The organism is Serratia sp. G204Y (assembly GCF_051172435.1).
Classification (GTDB): Bacteria; Pseudomonadota; Gammaproteobacteria; order Enterobacterales; family Enterobacteriaceae; genus Serratia; species Serratia sarumanii.
This window is the reverse complement of sequence record NZ_JBPIZA010000006.1, coordinates 42104-56642: the sequence shown is the minus strand read 5'-3', so window position 1 is coordinate 56642 and position 14539 is coordinate 42104. Positions and strand designations below refer to the sequence as shown.

The 14539-nt window shown below is 63.9% G+C and carries 14 protein-coding genes; 8 read left to right on the top strand and 6 right to left on the bottom strand.

Annotated elements, in window-relative coordinates; translation table 11 throughout:
* The first annotated feature begins 29 nt into the window (after positions 1-29).
* Genes ACSBQQ_RS21035 through ACSBQQ_RS21015 form a run of 5 tightly spaced genes read left to right on the top strand, consistent with a single transcriptional unit; the run spans position 30 to position 5713 of the window.
* Positions 30-1529, top strand: coding sequence for a sugar ABC transporter ATP-binding protein (locus ACSBQQ_RS21035; protein ID WP_033636380.1), 1500 nt, complete (start codon positions 30-32; stop codon positions 1527-1529).
* The gene (locus tag ACSBQQ_RS21030; RefSeq protein ID WP_015379367.1) at positions 1522-2511 is read left to right on the top strand and encodes an ABC transporter permease; all 990 of its coding nucleotides are present in this window, start codon (positions 1522-1524) and stop codon (positions 2509-2511) included. Before ACSBQQ_RS21035 ends, ACSBQQ_RS21030 begins: the two co-directional genes overlap by 8 nt.
* A 1-nt stretch (position 2512) precedes the next feature.
* Positions 2513-3466: an ABC transporter permease gene (locus tag ACSBQQ_RS21025; RefSeq protein WP_033649382.1), complete on the top strand. Its 954-nt coding sequence runs from the start codon at positions 2513-2515 to the stop codon at positions 3464-3466.
* A 10-nt stretch (positions 3467-3476) separates the two neighbouring features.
* Positions 3477-5114 (top strand): FGGY-family carbohydrate kinase, encoded by a 1638-nt coding sequence (locus ACSBQQ_RS21020; protein ID WP_033649383.1) that lies wholly within the window; start codon positions 3477-3479, stop codon positions 5112-5114.
* A complete protein-coding gene (locus ACSBQQ_RS21015) occupies positions 5114-5713 on the top strand; it encodes a KpsF/GutQ family sugar-phosphate isomerase (RefSeq protein WP_039569018.1) in 600 nt (199 codons plus the stop codon). Before ACSBQQ_RS21020 ends, ACSBQQ_RS21015 begins: the two co-directional genes overlap by 1 nt.
* A 28-nt stretch (positions 5714-5741) precedes the next feature.
* On the opposite strand, the gene rsmJ is transcribed toward ACSBQQ_RS21015, so the two are convergent.
* From rsmJ to ACSBQQ_RS20990, 5 genes are all read right to left on the bottom strand, one after another.
* The gene (rsmJ, locus tag ACSBQQ_RS21010; protein ID WP_033649385.1) at positions 5742-6488 is read right to left on the bottom strand and encodes a 16S rRNA (guanine(1516)-N(2))-methyltransferase RsmJ; all 747 of its coding nucleotides are present in this window, start codon (positions 6486-6488) and stop codon (positions 5742-5744) included.
* 8 nt (positions 6489-6496) lie between these two features.
* Positions 6497-8539, bottom strand: coding sequence for an oligopeptidase A (gene prlC, locus ACSBQQ_RS21005; protein WP_039569014.1), 2043 nt, complete (start codon positions 8537-8539; stop codon positions 6497-6499).
* A 118-nt stretch (positions 8540-8657) separates the two neighbouring features.
* Entirely contained in the window at positions 8658-9119 is a 462-nt protein-coding gene (locus ACSBQQ_RS21000) for an HIT family protein (protein WP_033649388.1), read from the bottom strand.
* Positions 9120-9206: 87 nt separating this feature from the next.
* Positions 9207-9374: a hypothetical protein gene (locus ACSBQQ_RS20995; protein WP_265094590.1), complete on the bottom strand. Its 168-nt coding sequence runs from the start codon at positions 9372-9374 to the stop codon at positions 9207-9209.
* Positions 9375-9393: 19 nt separating this feature from the next.
* Positions 9394-10650, bottom strand: coding sequence for an amidase (locus ACSBQQ_RS20990; RefSeq protein WP_265094591.1), 1257 nt, complete (start codon positions 10648-10650; stop codon positions 9394-9396).
* 106 nt (positions 10651-10756) lie between these two features.
* Here ACSBQQ_RS20990 and ACSBQQ_RS20985 point away from each other — a divergent pair, with 106 nt between their 5' ends.
* On the top strand, positions 10757-11662 hold the full coding sequence (locus tag ACSBQQ_RS20985; protein WP_033649404.1) for a LysR family transcriptional regulator: 906 nt from the start codon (positions 10757-10759) through the stop codon (positions 11660-11662).
* On the opposite strand, the gene ACSBQQ_RS20980 is transcribed toward ACSBQQ_RS20985, so the two are convergent.
* Entirely contained in the window at positions 11657-12061 is a 405-nt protein-coding gene (locus ACSBQQ_RS20980; protein WP_033649389.1) for an ASCH domain-containing protein, read from the bottom strand. The two genes, ACSBQQ_RS20985 and ACSBQQ_RS20980, sit on opposite strands and share 6 nt — an antisense overlap.
* A gap of 135 nt (positions 12062-12196) precedes the next feature.
* Between ACSBQQ_RS20980 and ACSBQQ_RS20975 the strand changes: the two genes are divergently transcribed.
* Together ACSBQQ_RS20975 and gorA are read left to right on the top strand one after the other, a co-directional pair.
* Complete coding sequence (locus ACSBQQ_RS20975; RefSeq protein WP_004931012.1) at positions 12197-13039, top strand: 23S rRNA (adenine(2030)-N(6))-methyltransferase RlmJ; 843 nt, start codon at positions 12197-12199, stop codon at positions 13037-13039.
* 130 nt (positions 13040-13169) lie between these two features.
* Positions 13170-14522, top strand: a complete 1353-nt coding sequence (gorA, locus tag ACSBQQ_RS20970; RefSeq protein WP_025304617.1) for a glutathione-disulfide reductase — start codon at positions 13170-13172, stop codon at positions 14520-14522.
* The last annotated feature ends 17 nt before the right edge of the window (positions 14523-14539 follow it).

Here is a 14539-nt window from a genome sequence, read left to right as displayed (position 1 = left end):
CGGCCGCTACGCAAGCACAGGTTAACGTTATGACAGCCTCCCCCGCATTTATCACCCTGGAGAATATCAGCAAGCGATTCCCAGGCGTGCTGGCATTAGACCAGATCAACCTGACGCTCAATATTGGCGAAGTGCACTGCCTGGCCGGGCAAAACGGCTGCGGCAAAAGCACCATCATTAAAATCATCTCCGGCGTCTATCAGCCGGAAAAAGGCGCCAACATTTCGCTTGAAGGCAAACTCTTCCACGCCCTGACGCCGCAGCTGTCCGGTTATTACGGCATACAGGTGATCTACCAGGACCTGTCGCTGTTCCCCAATCTGACGGTGGCGGAGAACATCGCCATCCACCGTTACCTGCCCGGCGGCCGTTTCTGGGTGCGCAAGCGGGTGATGCGCCAGACGGCGCTCGACGCCATGGCGCGGGTCGGCATACGCATCGATCCCGATAAAAAGGTGGAAAAACTGTCGATCGCCGATCGGCAACTGGTGGCGATTTGCCGCGCCATCGCCGCCGAGGCGCGGTTGGTTATCATGGACGAACCGACCGCCTCGCTGACCCGCCAGGAGGTCGACGGCCTGCTGCGGGTGGTCAACGAGCTGAAGGCGGCCGGCATCTGCGTGGTATTCGTCAGCCACAGATTGGATGAAGTGATGGAAGTCGCCGATCGCATCAGCGTGATGCGCGACGGCAAGCTGGTGGGCACCTGGCCGGCCAGCGAACTGGACAGCCACGAACTGGCGTTCCTGATGACCGGCCAACGCTTCCACTACAGCCCGCTGCCGCCGCTGCCGCCGGCTGAACAGGCGCCGCTGCTCGAGGTACGCAACCTCAGCCGCGGCGAGAAATACCGCAACGTCAATCTGGCGCTGCGCGGCGGCGAGATCGTCTCGATCGTCGGCCTGCTCGGCGCCGGCCGCACCGAACTGTGCCTCAGCCTGTTCGGCATGACGCGGCCGGACAGCGGCGAGATCCGCATCGAGGGCCAGGCGGTGCAGCTGCACAACAACCGCGAAGCGGTGCGCCACGGCATCGGCTATGTGTCGGAGGATCGTCTGACGCAGGGGTTGATCATGGAGCAATCGATCTACGACAACACCATCGTCACCGTCTTCGATCGGCTGCATACCTCGCTCGGGCTGCTGGATCACGCCAAAGCGACCGAGCTGGTCAACCGGCTGATCCGCGATCTGAACATCAAGGTGTCCGACAGCGCGCTGCCGGTGAAAACCCTGTCCGGCGGCAACGCCCAGCGCATCGCCATCGCCAAGTGGGTGGCGACCCAGCCGAAGATCCTGATCCTCGACTCGCCCACCGTCGGCGTGGACATCGCCAACAAAGAGGGGATCTACCAGATCGCCCGCGATCTGGCGCAGCTGGGCATGGCGGTGCTGATGATCTGCGACGAGATCCCGGAAGCCTATTACAACAGCCATCGGGTGATGGTGATGCGCAAGGGCGAGCTGATCGCCGAGTTTGCGCCGCACCAGAGTACCGAGCAACAGATCGCCGAGGTGGTGAATGGATAAGTCATTATTGGCCCGCCTGGCCGGGCGGCACGAGTTTTATCTCGGCCTGTTGGTGCTGCTGCTGGCGATCGGCCTGAGCGCCGGCACCGACGAGTTTCTGACGCTCGGCAACCTGACCGACGTCGCCACCAGCTACGCCATTCTCGGCATCCTGGCCTGCGGGCTGTTCGTGGTGCTGATCGCCGGCGGCATCGACATTTCGTTCCCGGCGGTCACCGCCATCGCTCAGTACGTGATGGCCAGCTGGGTGATCCAGCACGGCGGCAGCTTCCCGCTGGCGTTCGCCCTGGCGATTGGCGTTGGCCTGCTGCTCGGGCTGGTGAACGGTTTCCTGGTGTACTGGCTGAAAGTGCCGGCAATCATCATCACCATCGCCACCCTCAACCTGTTCTACGGCCTGCTGGTGTACGCCACCAACGGTACCTGGCTGTACGGCTTTCCGGACTGGTTCATGAACGGCATCAACTGGTTCTCGTTCCAGGGCGCCGACGGCTACGACTACGGCCTGACGCTGCCGCTGCTGTGCCTGTTGGCGACCATCGTCGTCACCGGCGTGCTGATGAACCGCACCCGGCTGGGGCGCCAGATCTACGCCATGGGCGGCAACCGCGACGCGGCGTCGCGCCTGGGGTTGAACCTGCTGCGGCTGCATTTTTGCGTCTACGGCTACATGGGCATTCTGGCCGGCGTCGCGGCGGTGGTGCAGGCGCAGATCACCCAGTCGGTGGCCCCCAACTCGCTGCTCGGCTTCGAGCTGACGGTATTGGCGGCGGTGGTGTTGGGCGGCACCAGCATGAGCGGCGGCCGCGGCTCGTTGACCGGTACCCTGCTCGGCGTGGTGCTGCTGGCCTTCCTGCAAAACGGGCTGACGCTGCTCAGCGTCTCGGCCTATTGGCACCAGGTATTCAGCGGCGCGATCATTTTGATCAGCATCAGCACCACTGCCTGGAACGAAAAACGCAAGCTGCTCAAGGAGATCTGACATGACGCAGTTAACTCGGTTGATCCCAAACGATCGGATCATTCGCCTGCAGGGCGCGATCATCATCGCGGTGGCGCTGCTGTTCGCCGGGCTGCTCGGATCGCGCTTCTTCAGCCTCGGCAACTTCCAGTCGATCGCCTCGCAGCTGCCGATCCTCGGCCTGCTGGCGCTCGGCATGGGCATCACCATGCTGACCGGCGGCATCAACCTGTCGATCATCGCCGGCGCCAACGCCTGTTCGCTGGTGATGGCGGCAATCATCGTCAGCCACCCCGACCAGCCGCTGTTCCTGGCGCTGGCGCTGGTGGCCGGCCTGCTGGTGGCGGTGGCGATCGGCGCGCTCAACGGCGCGCTGGTGGCCTGGATCGGCGTCTCGCCCATCCTCGCCTCGCTCGGCACCATGACCCTGATCACCGGCCTGAACATCCTGCTGTCCAACGGCGCGGTGATCTCCGGCTTCCCGGCGGCGATTCAATTTCTCGGCAACGGCGCCGTGCTCGGCGTGCCGGTGGCGCTGATCCTGTTCCTGCTGGTGGCGGCCGGGCTGTGGCTGCTGCTGGAGCACACCACGCTGGGCCGCAGCCTGTACCTGATCGGCTCCAACGAGCAGGCCACCCGCTTCAGCGGCGTGAACACCGCGCGGGTGCAGGTAGCGGTGTATATCCTGTCGGCGCTGCTCGGCTGGGGCGCCGCCCTGCTGATGATGGCCAAGTTCAACTCGGCCAAGGCCGGCTACGGCGAATCTTATCTGCTGGTGACCATTCTGGCCTCGGTGCTGGGCGGCATTAACCCGGACGGCGGTTTCGGCCGTATTCTGGGGTTGGTGCTGGCGCTGATCGTGCTGCAAATGTTGGAAAGCGGCCTCAATTTGCTGGGGGTTAGCAGCTACCTGACCATGGCCCTGTGGGGCGGCGTGCTGATCCTGTTTATCGCGTTACAGAATCGAAAAGCCTGAGGAGAAAATAATGGCGAGCTATTTTATTGGCGTAGATGTGGGCACCGGAAGCGCGCGCGCGGGCGTATTCGATCTCAATGGCCGCATGGTCGGCCAGGCCAGCCGGGCCATCGATCTGTACCGGCCGAAGGCGGATTTCGTCGAGCAGTCGTCGGATAACATCTGGCAGGCGGTGTGCAATGCGGTGCGCGACGCGGTCAACCAGGCCGACATCAACCCGATCCAGGTCAAGGGGTTGGGCTTCGACGCCACCTGTTCGCTGGTGGTGCTGGATAAAGAGGGCAAGCCGCTGACCGTCAGCCCCTCCGGCCGCACCGAACAGAACATCATCGTGTGGATGGATCACCGGGCGATCGCCCAGGCCGAGCGCATCAACGCTACCAAACACCGGGTGCTGGACTTCGTCGGCGGCATTATCTCGCCTGAGATGCAGACGCCGAAACTGCTGTGGCTGAAACAGCACATGCCCACCACCTGGGCCAACGCCGGCTACCTGTTCGATCTGCCGGACTTCCTCACCTGGCGCGCTACCCAGGACGCCACCCGCTCGCTGTGTTCGACGGTCTGCAAGTGGACCTATCTCGGCCACGAACAGCGCTGGGACAAGAGCTACTTCCAGCAGATCGGGCTGGAAGACGTGCTGGAACATGACGCGGCCAAGATCGGCAGCGACGTCAAAATGATGGGCGAGCCGCTGGGCCACGGCCTGACCCAGCGCGCCGCCGGCGAGATGGGGCTGATCGCCGGCACGGCGGTGAGCGTGTCGATCATCGACGCCCATGCTGGCACCCTCGGCACGCTGGGCGCCACCGGCGTCTCCGGCGAGGTGGCCGACTTCAACCGCCGCGTCGCGCTGATCGGCGGCACCTCCACCGGCCATATGGCGATGTCGCGCACCGCGCGCTTTATCGGCGGTGTCTGGGGGCCGTATTACTCGGCGATCCTGCCGGAATACTGGCTGAACGAGGGCGGCCAGTCCGCCACCGGCGCGCTGATCGACCACGTCATCCAGTCGCACCCGTGCTACCCGGAGCTGCTGGCGCAGGCGAAAACTCAGGGGCAGACCATCTATGAGGTGTTGAACGCCATTCTGCGCCGCATGGCCGGCGAGCCGGAGAATATCGCCTTCCTGACGCAGGACATTCATATGCTGCCGTACTTCCACGGCAACCGCTCGCCGCGCGCTAACCCGACGCTGACCGGCATCCTGACCGGGCTGAAGCTGTCGCGCACGCCGGAGGACATGGCGCTGCACTACCTGGCCACCATTCAGGCCATCGCGCTCGGCACCCGCCACATCATCGAAACCATGAACCACAGCGGCTACAGCATCGACACCATTATGGCCAGCGGCGGCGGCACCAAGAACCCGATCTTCGTGCAGGAGCACGCCAACGCCACCGGCTGCGCCATGCTGCTGCCGGAGGAGAGCGAAGCGATGCTGCTGGGCGGCGCGATGATGGGCACCGTGGCGGCGGGCGTGTTCGACACCCTGCCGGAGGCGATGAGCGCCATGAGCCGCATCGGCAAGACGGTCACGCCGCAGACCAACCAGATAAAAAGCTACTACGACCGCAAATACCGGGTATTCCACGAGCTGTACAACGACCACATGAAATACCGCCGGTTGATGCAGGAGGAGGCGTGATGCAGCAGGAATGGCGGCAGGCGGTGCAGGGTTGGCAAACCTACAGTCAGGAGCTGGCGCAGCTGGGCGAGCGCCTCGACGCGCGCACCTGGCAGCGGCTGCTGACGCTGCTGGCCGACTGCCGCGGTAAAATCGCCGTCACCGGCGTCGGCACCTCGGGGATTGCGGCGCGCAAGATAGCCCACATGCTGGCCTGCGTGGAACGGCCGGCGGTCTACCTCGACGCCACCGGCGCGGCGCACGGCGATCTGGGTTTTCTGCGCGCCGACGATCTGCTGATCCTGATCTCGCGCGGCGGCAATTCCGACGAGCTGACCCGCCTGCTGCCGACGCTGCAGGCCAAGGGCGTGACGATGATCGCGGTGACGGAAAACCCGCATTCCGCCATCGCACAGGCGGCGCAGTTGACGATCGCCACCGGGGTGCAAAAGGAGATAGATCCGCTGAACATGCTGGCCACCACCTCAATTGTGCTGGTGCTGGCGATCTTCGACGCCGCCTGCGCCTGCCTGATGGCGCGCAGCGGTTACGACAAGGACGCCTTGCTGGCGGTGCATCCGGGCGGCGGCGTGGGGAAAAGCTTGCGGGAGGAAAACTGAGGGCCCGACACGGCGGGCCCGGCAGACATTACAGCGGCATGTAGATATCGAAACGGTGGCTTTTGGTCAGCGTGGCGGCGTGCGCCGGCACGTCGGCCAGCGGCGGCGCGTAGTCCGGGCGTTTCACCACCACGCGCTTGGTCGCCAAACGGCGCGCCGGCTCCAGCAGGCCGTCGGCGTCATCGTCGCTGCCCACCAGCGATTGAAACACCCGCATCTCTTTCTTCACCAGCGCGCTTTTTTGCTTGTGCGGGAACATCGGATCGAGATACACCACTTCAGGGCGCGGGCTGAGATCCGCCAGCGCCGTCAGGCTGGAAGCGTGCAGCAGCGTCAGGCGCTCGCGCAGCCACGGGCCGATTTCCGCATCCTGATAGCCGCGCTGCAGGCCGTCGTCCAGCAACGCCGCCACCACCGGATTGCGCTCCAGCATCCGCACCCGGCAACCCAGCGCCGCCAGCACGAAGGCGTCGCGCCCCAGCCCGGCAGTGGCGTCCACCACGTCCGGCAGATAGCTGCCCTTGATGCCGACCGCTTTGGCCACCGCCTCGCCGCGGCCGCCGCCGAAGCGGCGCCGGTGCGCCATGGCGCCAGAGACGAAATCGACGTAGATCCCGCCGAGCTTCGGCTCGTCGCGCTTGCGCAGCTCCAGCCGCTGCGGGGTCAGTACCAGCGCCATCGGCGCGTCGTCGTCGGACGTCAGCTGCCAGCGCTGCGCCAAAACAGACAAGGCGCCGGGATCGGCGCCTGCTTCACACAATAAACACACGCTCACGTGTCGGGTTATCCTTTAATGCCGTAATGGCGCAGCATAGCATCCAGCTGCGGCTCGCGGCCACGGAAGCGTTTGAACAGCGCCATCGGCTCTTCCGAACCGCCGCGCGACAGGATGTTGTCGAGGAAGGATTTGCCGGTTTCGGCGTTGAAAATCCCCTCTTCTTCGAAGCGCGAGTAGGCGTCGGCCGACAGCACTTCCGCCCACAGGTAGCTGTAGTAACCCGCCGCATAGCCGCCGGCGAAGATGTGGCTGAAGGCGTGCGGGAAGCGGCCCCAGCTCGGCGAAGGCACCACCGCCACCATTTTCTTCACTTCCGCCAGCGTCGGCAGGATCTGCGCCCCTTTTTCCGGGCTGTATTCGAAGTGCATGCGGAAATCGAACAGGCCGAACTCCAGCTGGCGCAGGATGAACAGCGCCGCCTGGTAATTCTTGGCCGCCAGCAGCTTGTCGAGCATGGCCTTCGGCAGCGGCTCGCCGCTCTGGTAATGGCCGGAGATAAACGCCAGCGCTTCCGGCTCCCAGCACCAGTTTTCCATAAACTGGCTCGGCAGCTCGACCGCATCCCACGGCACCCCGTTGATGCCGGAGACGCCGGCGGTATCGATCTGCGTCAGCATGTGGTGCAGACCGTGGCCGAACTCGTGGAACAGCGTGGTCACTTCGTTATGGGTGAACAGCGCCGGCTGGTCGCCCAGCGGGCGGTTGAAGTTGCAGGTCAGGTAAGCGACCGGCTTTTGCAGCGTGCCGTCGGCCTTGCGCAGGCTGCCGACGCAGTCGTCCATCCAGGCGCCGCCGCGTTTGTTTTCGCGGGCGTACAAATCGAGGTAGAAGCTGCCGCGCAGCTCGCCGTCGGCGGCGAACAGATCGAAGAAGCGCACGTCCGGATGCCAAGTCTCCACGTCTTTACGCTCTTTGGCGGTGATGCCGTAGATGCGTTTCACCACTTCGAACAGCCCTTCCACCACCCGCTGCTCCGGGAAGTACGGGCGCAGCTGCTCGTCGCTGATGGAGAACAGGTGCTGCTTCTGTTTTTCGCCGTAATAGGTGATGTCCCAGGCGTCGAGCTCGTCCACGTCATAGTGCTGTTTGGCGAAGGCGCGCAGCTGCGCCAGCTCTTGCTCGGCCTGCGGGCGGGCGCGCTTGGCCAGATCGCTCAGGAAGCCGATCACCTGCTCCGGGCTCTCCGCCATTTTGGTCGCCAGCGACTTGTCGGCGTAGGTGTCGAAGCCCAGCAGCTGAGCCAGCTCGTGGCGCAGCGCCAGCGTTTCCGCCATCACTTCGCTGTTGTCCCATTTGCCGGCGTTCGGCCCCTGATCGGAGGCGCGGGTGGCGAAGGCGCGGTACATCTCTTCGCGCAGCGCGCGGTTGTCGGCGTAGGTCAGCACCGGCAGGTAGCTCGGCATGTCCAGCGTCAGCAACCAACCGTCCTGCTCTTTGGCCTGCGCCATCGCCTGTGCCTGCGCCAGGGCGCTCTCCGGCAGGCCGCTCAGCTCGGCTTCGTCGGTAATTAGTTTGCTCCAGCCCATGGTGGCGTCGAGCACGTTGTTGCTGTAGGTGGAACCCAGTTCGGACAGGCGCGCGACGATCTCGCCGTAGCGCTGCTGTTTATCCGCCGACAAGCCGATGCCCGACAGTTCGAAATCGCGCAGCGCGTTGTCCACCGCCTTGCGCTGCGGCACGCTCAGCGCCTCGAACGCCGCGCCCTCTTTCAGGCTGCGGTAGGCCTGGTACAGCCCTTCGTGCTGGCCAACCCAGGTGCCGTATTCGGACAGCAGCGGCAGCGCCTGCTCATAGGCGGCACGCAGCTCCGGGCTGTTTTTCACCGAGTTCAGGTGCCCGATCGGCGACCAGATGCGCGACAGGCGATCGTCCGACTCCGCCAGCGGCTGACACAGATTATCCCAGGTGAATGGCCCCGGCTGCGCGACCACGCGCTCTACCGCGGCGCGGCAGTCCGCCAGCGCGGATTGCACCGCAGGCACGATATCTTCAGGGCGGATCGCCGAGAACGGCGGCAGGGAAAACGGGGTCAGCAACGGATTTGTCATAGGGCAGTCCTGATTAGCGTTGGGGCCCGCCGCGGGGGCGAGCCTTAAAATGCGTATGAATCTCTAACATGGAGCCAGACAACAGGAAAATCAATGCCCGGCGTTGATCGTTCGTGCCTTAAACGGCGCTTTGGCGGATGCGGGCGGCCAGCGCCGCCAGCTGTTCGTCGTCGGCACGCGCGGCGTCGTGGGAGGAGATATAGCCCTCGTAACGTTCGAAAAACTTCGGCGAGGTCGATTCGATCGGCCGCCACTGCTCCAGCGACGCGGTGCCGTGCAGCGGGATCAGTTTGGCGTGCACATGGTCGACGCCGTAGCCCTCGAACACCATGCCGCAGCGGCCGACGTCGTCGAACGCGCGATCCAGCTGCTTCGCCACCCGCTTGCTCGCCAGCATCAGCGCGCTCAACACCTCGTCCGGCAGGTCAAAGGCATAGCTCGGGTGGTGCGCCTTGGGGATCACCACGCTAAAACCGTCGGTGTTGGGGAAGATGGACAGGAACGCCAGATGGTCGTCGTCTTCCCAGATTTTATGGCACGGCGCCTTGCCCGCCACGATGTCGCAAAAAATGCAGCTCATATCGCCTCCAGGGTGCAGCGTCGAGCCGACGGCCCGCCATCAAACACCTCTCGGCAACATAGCGGATATTTTGCTTTTTTACCGCTATTAAACGGCATTCCCCGCCCAAATCGCCGGACGCCGCCCATGCCAGGGCGCGGCGCGTTCCAGCTGTCCGGCCAGCTGCAACAACCGATCCTCACGGCCAAAACCGGCGACAAACTGCATGCCTATCGGCAGGTTGTGCTGCGCATCCTGGGCCAGCGGCACCGACATCGCCGGTACGCCGGCGACGTTAAATACCGGGGGTGAACGGTGAATGATCGAACAAATGCGCCGTCCATTCCAGCCCGTCCATATTCGCCGCATTCGCGCCATAACGGCCAAGCCGCCAGGGCAGGTCGGGTAGCGTCGGCGTCAGCAGCAGGTCGTATTGCTGGAAATAGGCGCCGACTGCGCGAGTCACCCGGTTGCGTACCTCGAGCGCACGCACCATATCCACCGCCCTGACCGCCTGGCCGTAGCGATAGCAGGCCAGCGTTTCCGGCTCCAGCGTTTCGCTTGAAATGGCCCGTCCGCTCGCTTGGCTCAGACCATCGACCCAGCCGACCAGATTGGCGCACCAGATTTGCGCATTGGCGAACACCAACTCTTGCCAACTGACGCCAATCGCCATTTCCGTTTCGCTGACCTGATGCCCCAACGCCGCCAATAACACCTCCGTTTCCGCCGTGGCGCCGGCGATGTTCGACTCGGTTTTTCCGCCGTTCCACGCCTCGGTCATCATGCCGATGCGCAGCCTGCCCGGTTGCCGCGTCACCTGCGATAACCAGCTGTGCGCCGGCGGCGCCGTGTAATACGGCTCGCCAACGTGAGGACGCTGCATCGCATCCAGCAACGCGGCGCTGTCACGCACCGTGCGGCTGAGCCCCAGCTGGACGCCAAAGCCGTTGAAGACCTCATCCATCACCGGGCCATGCGGCACCCGACCGCGCGTAGGCTTGAGACCAAATACCCCGTTTGACGAAGCCGGTACGCGAATCGAGCCGGCGGCGTCGGTGGCGTGAGCGATGGGCACCATACCGGCGGCAACCGCCGCACCGGCGCCACCGCTGGATCCACCGGCGCTGAAATCCAGGTTCCAGGGGTTGCGCGTGGCACCGTAAAGCACGGCCTCGGTGGTGGTGCTGAACGCCATTTCCGGCGTGCTGGTGCGGCCAAAGGTCACCAGCCCGGCCCGGCGGATATTACTCATCAGATGGCTGTCGGCGGCGGCGACGCTGCCCTGCGCCAACCGGCTGCCCAGCTCAACGCGCTTGCCTGCCATGCTGATGGCGATGTCCTTGATCAGGAAAGGCACGCCCGACAAAGGCCCGTCGTCTTGTTCCGGCGGCTGCTCCCAGTGTTCCACCACCGCGTTAATCGCCGGGTTCACCGCCTCGACGGCGGCCCGCGCCGCCTGTTGCAGCGCCGCTGCGCTGACCTCGCCACGCCGCACCAATTCGGCCAATCCCAGCGCATCGTAGCTCACGTATTCGCTCAATTTCATCATCGTCCCCCTCTCCGTTGCGGTTTCACCGGTCTGTTCCGGCGTCCGTTCCACGGTAGGGAGATCGGCGCTATAGTTGAAATTGATAGATTTAATTCGGGGAATAGTTATCAACAATTTAAAGCGGCTCGATCTCAATCTTTTGGTCACATTGGAAGCGTTGCTCAGCGAGCGCAGCGTGACGCGGGCGGCGGCGCGCCTCAATCTCAGCCAGCCTTCGGTCAGCATTCAGCTTGCCAAGCTGCGTGAGATCTACCGTGACCCGCTGCTGCTGCCGAACCCGCGCGGCATGCTGCCGACGGCGCGCGCGCTCGGCCTGTTGGCACCGCTGCGCCAAACGCTGGCCGATGTGGGCCGCCTGGTCGCGCCGGAGCAGCCCTTTGATCCGCGGCAGGCGGAAGTCACCTGGCAGCTGGCCGCCGCCGATGCCGCTGAATACGCAATTTTGCTGCCGATGCTGCCCCGTCTGCGGCTGGCGGCGCCGAAATCCCGTCTGGCGATCCGCGAAGCGGCGCCCAAACGCATGAGCCGCGATTTGGCGGACGGGGTGATCGATCTCGGTTTTCTGAGCCGGGAAGAAGCGCCGGCGGAGCTGCGCCATCGGCCGCTGTTTCACGAGAACTACCTGCTGGTCGGCCGCCGGGATCACCCGCTGTTGCAACGGCCGCCCTCACTCGAACAGTTCTGCCAGCTTGAGTTTGTGATGGTTTCGCAAGATGGCGGCGGTTTTCGTACCCAGATCGATACGCTGCTGGCCGCACAGGGGTTAACCCGACGGGTCGTAATGTCGGTGCCGCACTTCCTGTTTATTCCCGCGTTGCTGGCGAAGTCCGATATGGTCGCCATGCTGCCTTCGCGCATGCTGGGGGAACTGTTGGGGGAATTGCGCACCTGCGCGGCTCCGCTGGAGATGCCGGGTTACGACATGGTGATGGTATGGCATGAACGCTCCCATCTCGACCCGGCCCACAGTTGGCTGCGCGAGCAGGTGGTGGCCGCGCTGGGGCCGCTATAAAATCTCCACCAGCGCAAACTCTTCGAACACCAGCCACATGTCCGGCGCAAAAGTGCCCTCGCGGGTAAAGAACGCCTGATGCCCCTCGCGCCAAAACGCCAGGCTTTTGTCGCCTTCGCCCTCTTTGGCCGCCATCTCGGCGGTCACCTGGTCGTAGCGCACCAGGCGCAACGCCAGGGTTTTGATCACGCAGGCCGGTTCGCCGCGGCCGTCGAGAATAATGCTATCGTCGCCGATCATCGGCGTTTGCTCCCGGCGATAGCTCGCATAGGAGCTGCAGGTGGCGGTCTTTTCCCCGCTCAGCACCAACTGCAGCAGTTCATCGGCCAACTCGGGGCCGTCGCCGAACGCCCAGCGCGCCGCGTCGGGGTAGTTCGCCAAAATCGCCTGTTTGCTCATCGTCCTGTCCCTTTCTGTGAACGTCTGCGGCAACGGAGTCCGGTTTTTCCCGGCCAGACAGTTTATACTGTGCAGATTATAAGCCTTATTGCATTGAATGCTCCGCCTGCGGAGCACAAGGAACCGCCACCCGTCATGTTAAGTTATCGCCACAGTTTCCACGCCGGCAACCACGCCGACGTGCTCAAGCACACCGTTCAGAGCCTGATCATCGAGTCGCTGAAGGAAAAAGAGAAGCCGTTCCTGTATCTGGATACCCACTCGGGCGCGGGCCGTTATCAGCTCAGCGGCGAACACGCCGAGCGCACCGGCGAATACCTGGAAGGCATCGGCCTGCTGTGGCAGCGCGACGATCTGCCGGAAGAGCTGGCGGCCTACATGAGCGTGGTGCACAACTTCAACCGTTCCGGCACGCTGCGCTACTACCCCGGTTCGCCGCTGATCGCCCGCCAGCTGCTGCGCCCGCAGGACAAAATTCACCTGACCGAGCTGCACCCGAGCGACTACCCGCTGCTGCGCAGCGAGTTCCAGAAAGACGAGCGCGCCAAAGTGCAGCGCGCCGACGGCTATCAGCAGCTGAAATCCCAACTGCCGCCCCTGTCGCGCCGCGGCCTGATCCTGATGGACCCGCCGTATGAAATGAAGACCGATTACCAGGACGTGGTCAAAGGCATTCAGGAAGGCTACAAGCGTTTCGCCACCGGCACCTACGCGCTGTGGTACCCGGTGGTGATGCGCCAGCAGATCAAACGCATGCTGCGCGATCTGGAAGCCACCGGCATTCGCCGCATTCTGCAGATCGAACTGGCGGTGAAACCCGACAGCGATCAGCGCGGCATGACCGCCTCCGGCATGATCGTCATCAACCCGCCGTGGAAACTGGAACAGCAGATGAAAAACGTGCTGCCGTGGCTGCACAAGGTGCTGGTGCCGTCGGGCATCGGCCACCATCTGGTGAACTGGGTGGTACCGGAATAATCCCCGGCAGGGCGCGGTTCGCCGCGCCCTGCGTCCACCTATCGCAGCCATCGACGCAATCTTTGCGACAAACCCCGGTCAGGCGTTAAACTCTTACCCTCTTCAAATTCACAACTCATGGAAATCCCAGATGACGAAACATTACGATTATCTAGCAATTGGCGGCGGCAGCGGCGGTATCGCATCGATCAACCGGGCAGCCATGTACGGCCAAAAGTGTGCGCTGATTGAAGCCAAAGAGCTGGGCGGCACCTGTGTAAACGTGGGTTGTGTACCGAAAAAAGTCATGTGGCACGCGGCGCAGATCGCCGAGGCCATCCATCAGTACGGCCCGGACTACGGCTTCGACACCACCGTCAACGCCTTCGACTGGAAGAAGCTGGTCGCCAACCGTACCGCCTATATCGACCGCATCCACAACTCCTACGATAACGTGCTGGGCAAGAACAAGGTCGACGTGATCAAAGGCTTCGCGCGCTTCGTGGATGCGCACACCGTGGAAGTGAACGGCGAGACCATCACCGCCGACCACATCCTGATCGCCACCGGCGGCCGCCCGAGCCACCCGGCGATTCCGGGGGCGGAATACGGCATCGACTCCGACGGCTTCTTTGAGCTGGACGCCATGCCGAAGCGCGTCGCCGTAGTCGGCGCCGGCTATATCGCCGTGGAGATCGCCGGCGTGCTGAACGCGCTGGGCGCGGAAACGCACCTGTTCGTGCGCAAGCACGCGCCGCTGCGCAGCTTCGATCCGATGATCGTCGAAACCCTGGTGGAAGTGATGAACACCGAAGGGCCGAGCCTGCATACCGAATCGGTGCCGAAAGCGATCGTCAAGAACGCCGACGGCAGCCTGACGCTGCAGCTGGAAAACGGCAAGGCATTCACCGTCGACTGCCTGATCTGGGCCATCGGCCGCGAACCGGCGACCGACAACCTGAACCTCGGCGTTACCGGGGTGAAGACCAACGAGCAAGGCTATATTGACGTCGATAAGTTCCAGAACACCAACGTCAAAGGCATCTACGCGGTGGGCGACAACACCGGCGCGGTAGAGCTGACCCCGGTCGCCGTGGCCGCCGGCCGCCGCCTGTCCGAGCGCCTGTTCAACAACAAGCCGGATGAGCACCTGGATTACAGCAACATCGCCACCGTGGTGTTCAGCCACCCGCCGATCGGCACCGTCGGCCTGACCGAACCGGAAGCTATCGAGAAGTTCGGCGCGGACAACGTGAAGGTGTACAAATCCTCCTTCACCGCCATGTACAGCGCCGTGACGCAGCACCGCCAGCCGTGCCGCATGAAGCTGGTGTGCGCGGGTAAAGAAGAGAAGATCGTCGGCCTGCACGGCATCGGCTTCGGCATGGATGAAATCCTGCAGGGCTTCGCGGTAGCGGTGAAGATGGGCGCCACCAAGAAGGACTTCGACAACACCGTGGCGATCCACCCGACCGCGGCGGAAGAGTTCGTTACCATGCGCTAACCGCTGCGGTTAGCCCA

What these genes read in the sequence shown, in the direction of transcription:
- ACSBQQ_RS21000 (WP_033649388.1), bottom strand. Translation starts at nt 9,119, where the DNA reads ATGAGCTGCATTTTTTGCGACATCGTGGCGGGCAAGGCGCCGTGCCAT.
- gorA (WP_025304617.1), top strand. Translation starts at nt 13,170, where the DNA reads ATGACGAAACATTACGATTATCTAGCAATTGGCGGCGGCAGCGGCGGT.
- ACSBQQ_RS20975 (WP_004931012.1), top strand. Translation starts at nt 12,197, where the DNA reads ATGTTAAGTTATCGCCACAGTTTCCACGCCGGCAACCACGCCGACGTG.
- ACSBQQ_RS20995 (WP_265094590.1), bottom strand. Translation starts at nt 9,374, where the DNA reads ATGTCGGTGCCGCTGGCCCAGGATGCGCAGCACAACCTGCCGATAGGC.
- prlC (WP_039569014.1), bottom strand. Translation starts at nt 8,539, where the DNA reads ATGACAAATCCGTTGCTGACCCCGTTTTCCCTGCCGCCGTTCTCGGCG.
- ACSBQQ_RS21020 (WP_033649383.1), top strand. Translation starts at nt 3,477, where the DNA reads ATGGCGAGCTATTTTATTGGCGTAGATGTGGGCACCGGAAGCGCGCGC.
- ACSBQQ_RS21015 (WP_039569018.1), top strand. Translation starts at nt 5,114, where the DNA reads ATGCAGCAGGAATGGCGGCAGGCGGTGCAGGGTTGGCAAACCTACAGT.
- ACSBQQ_RS20990 (WP_265094591.1), bottom strand. Translation starts at nt 10,650, where the DNA reads ATGATGAAATTGAGCGAATACGTGAGCTACGATGCGCTGGGATTGGCC.
- ACSBQQ_RS21030 (WP_015379367.1), top strand. Translation starts at nt 1,522, where the DNA reads ATGGATAAGTCATTATTGGCCCGCCTGGCCGGGCGGCACGAGTTTTAT.
- ACSBQQ_RS21025 (WP_033649382.1), top strand. Translation starts at nt 2,513, where the DNA reads ATGACGCAGTTAACTCGGTTGATCCCAAACGATCGGATCATTCGCCTG.
- ACSBQQ_RS21035 (WP_033636380.1), top strand. Translation starts at nt 30, where the DNA reads ATGACAGCCTCCCCCGCATTTATCACCCTGGAGAATATCAGCAAGCGA.
- ACSBQQ_RS20980 (WP_033649389.1), bottom strand. Translation starts at nt 12,061, where the DNA reads ATGAGCAAACAGGCGATTTTGGCGAACTACCCCGACGCGGCGCGCTGG.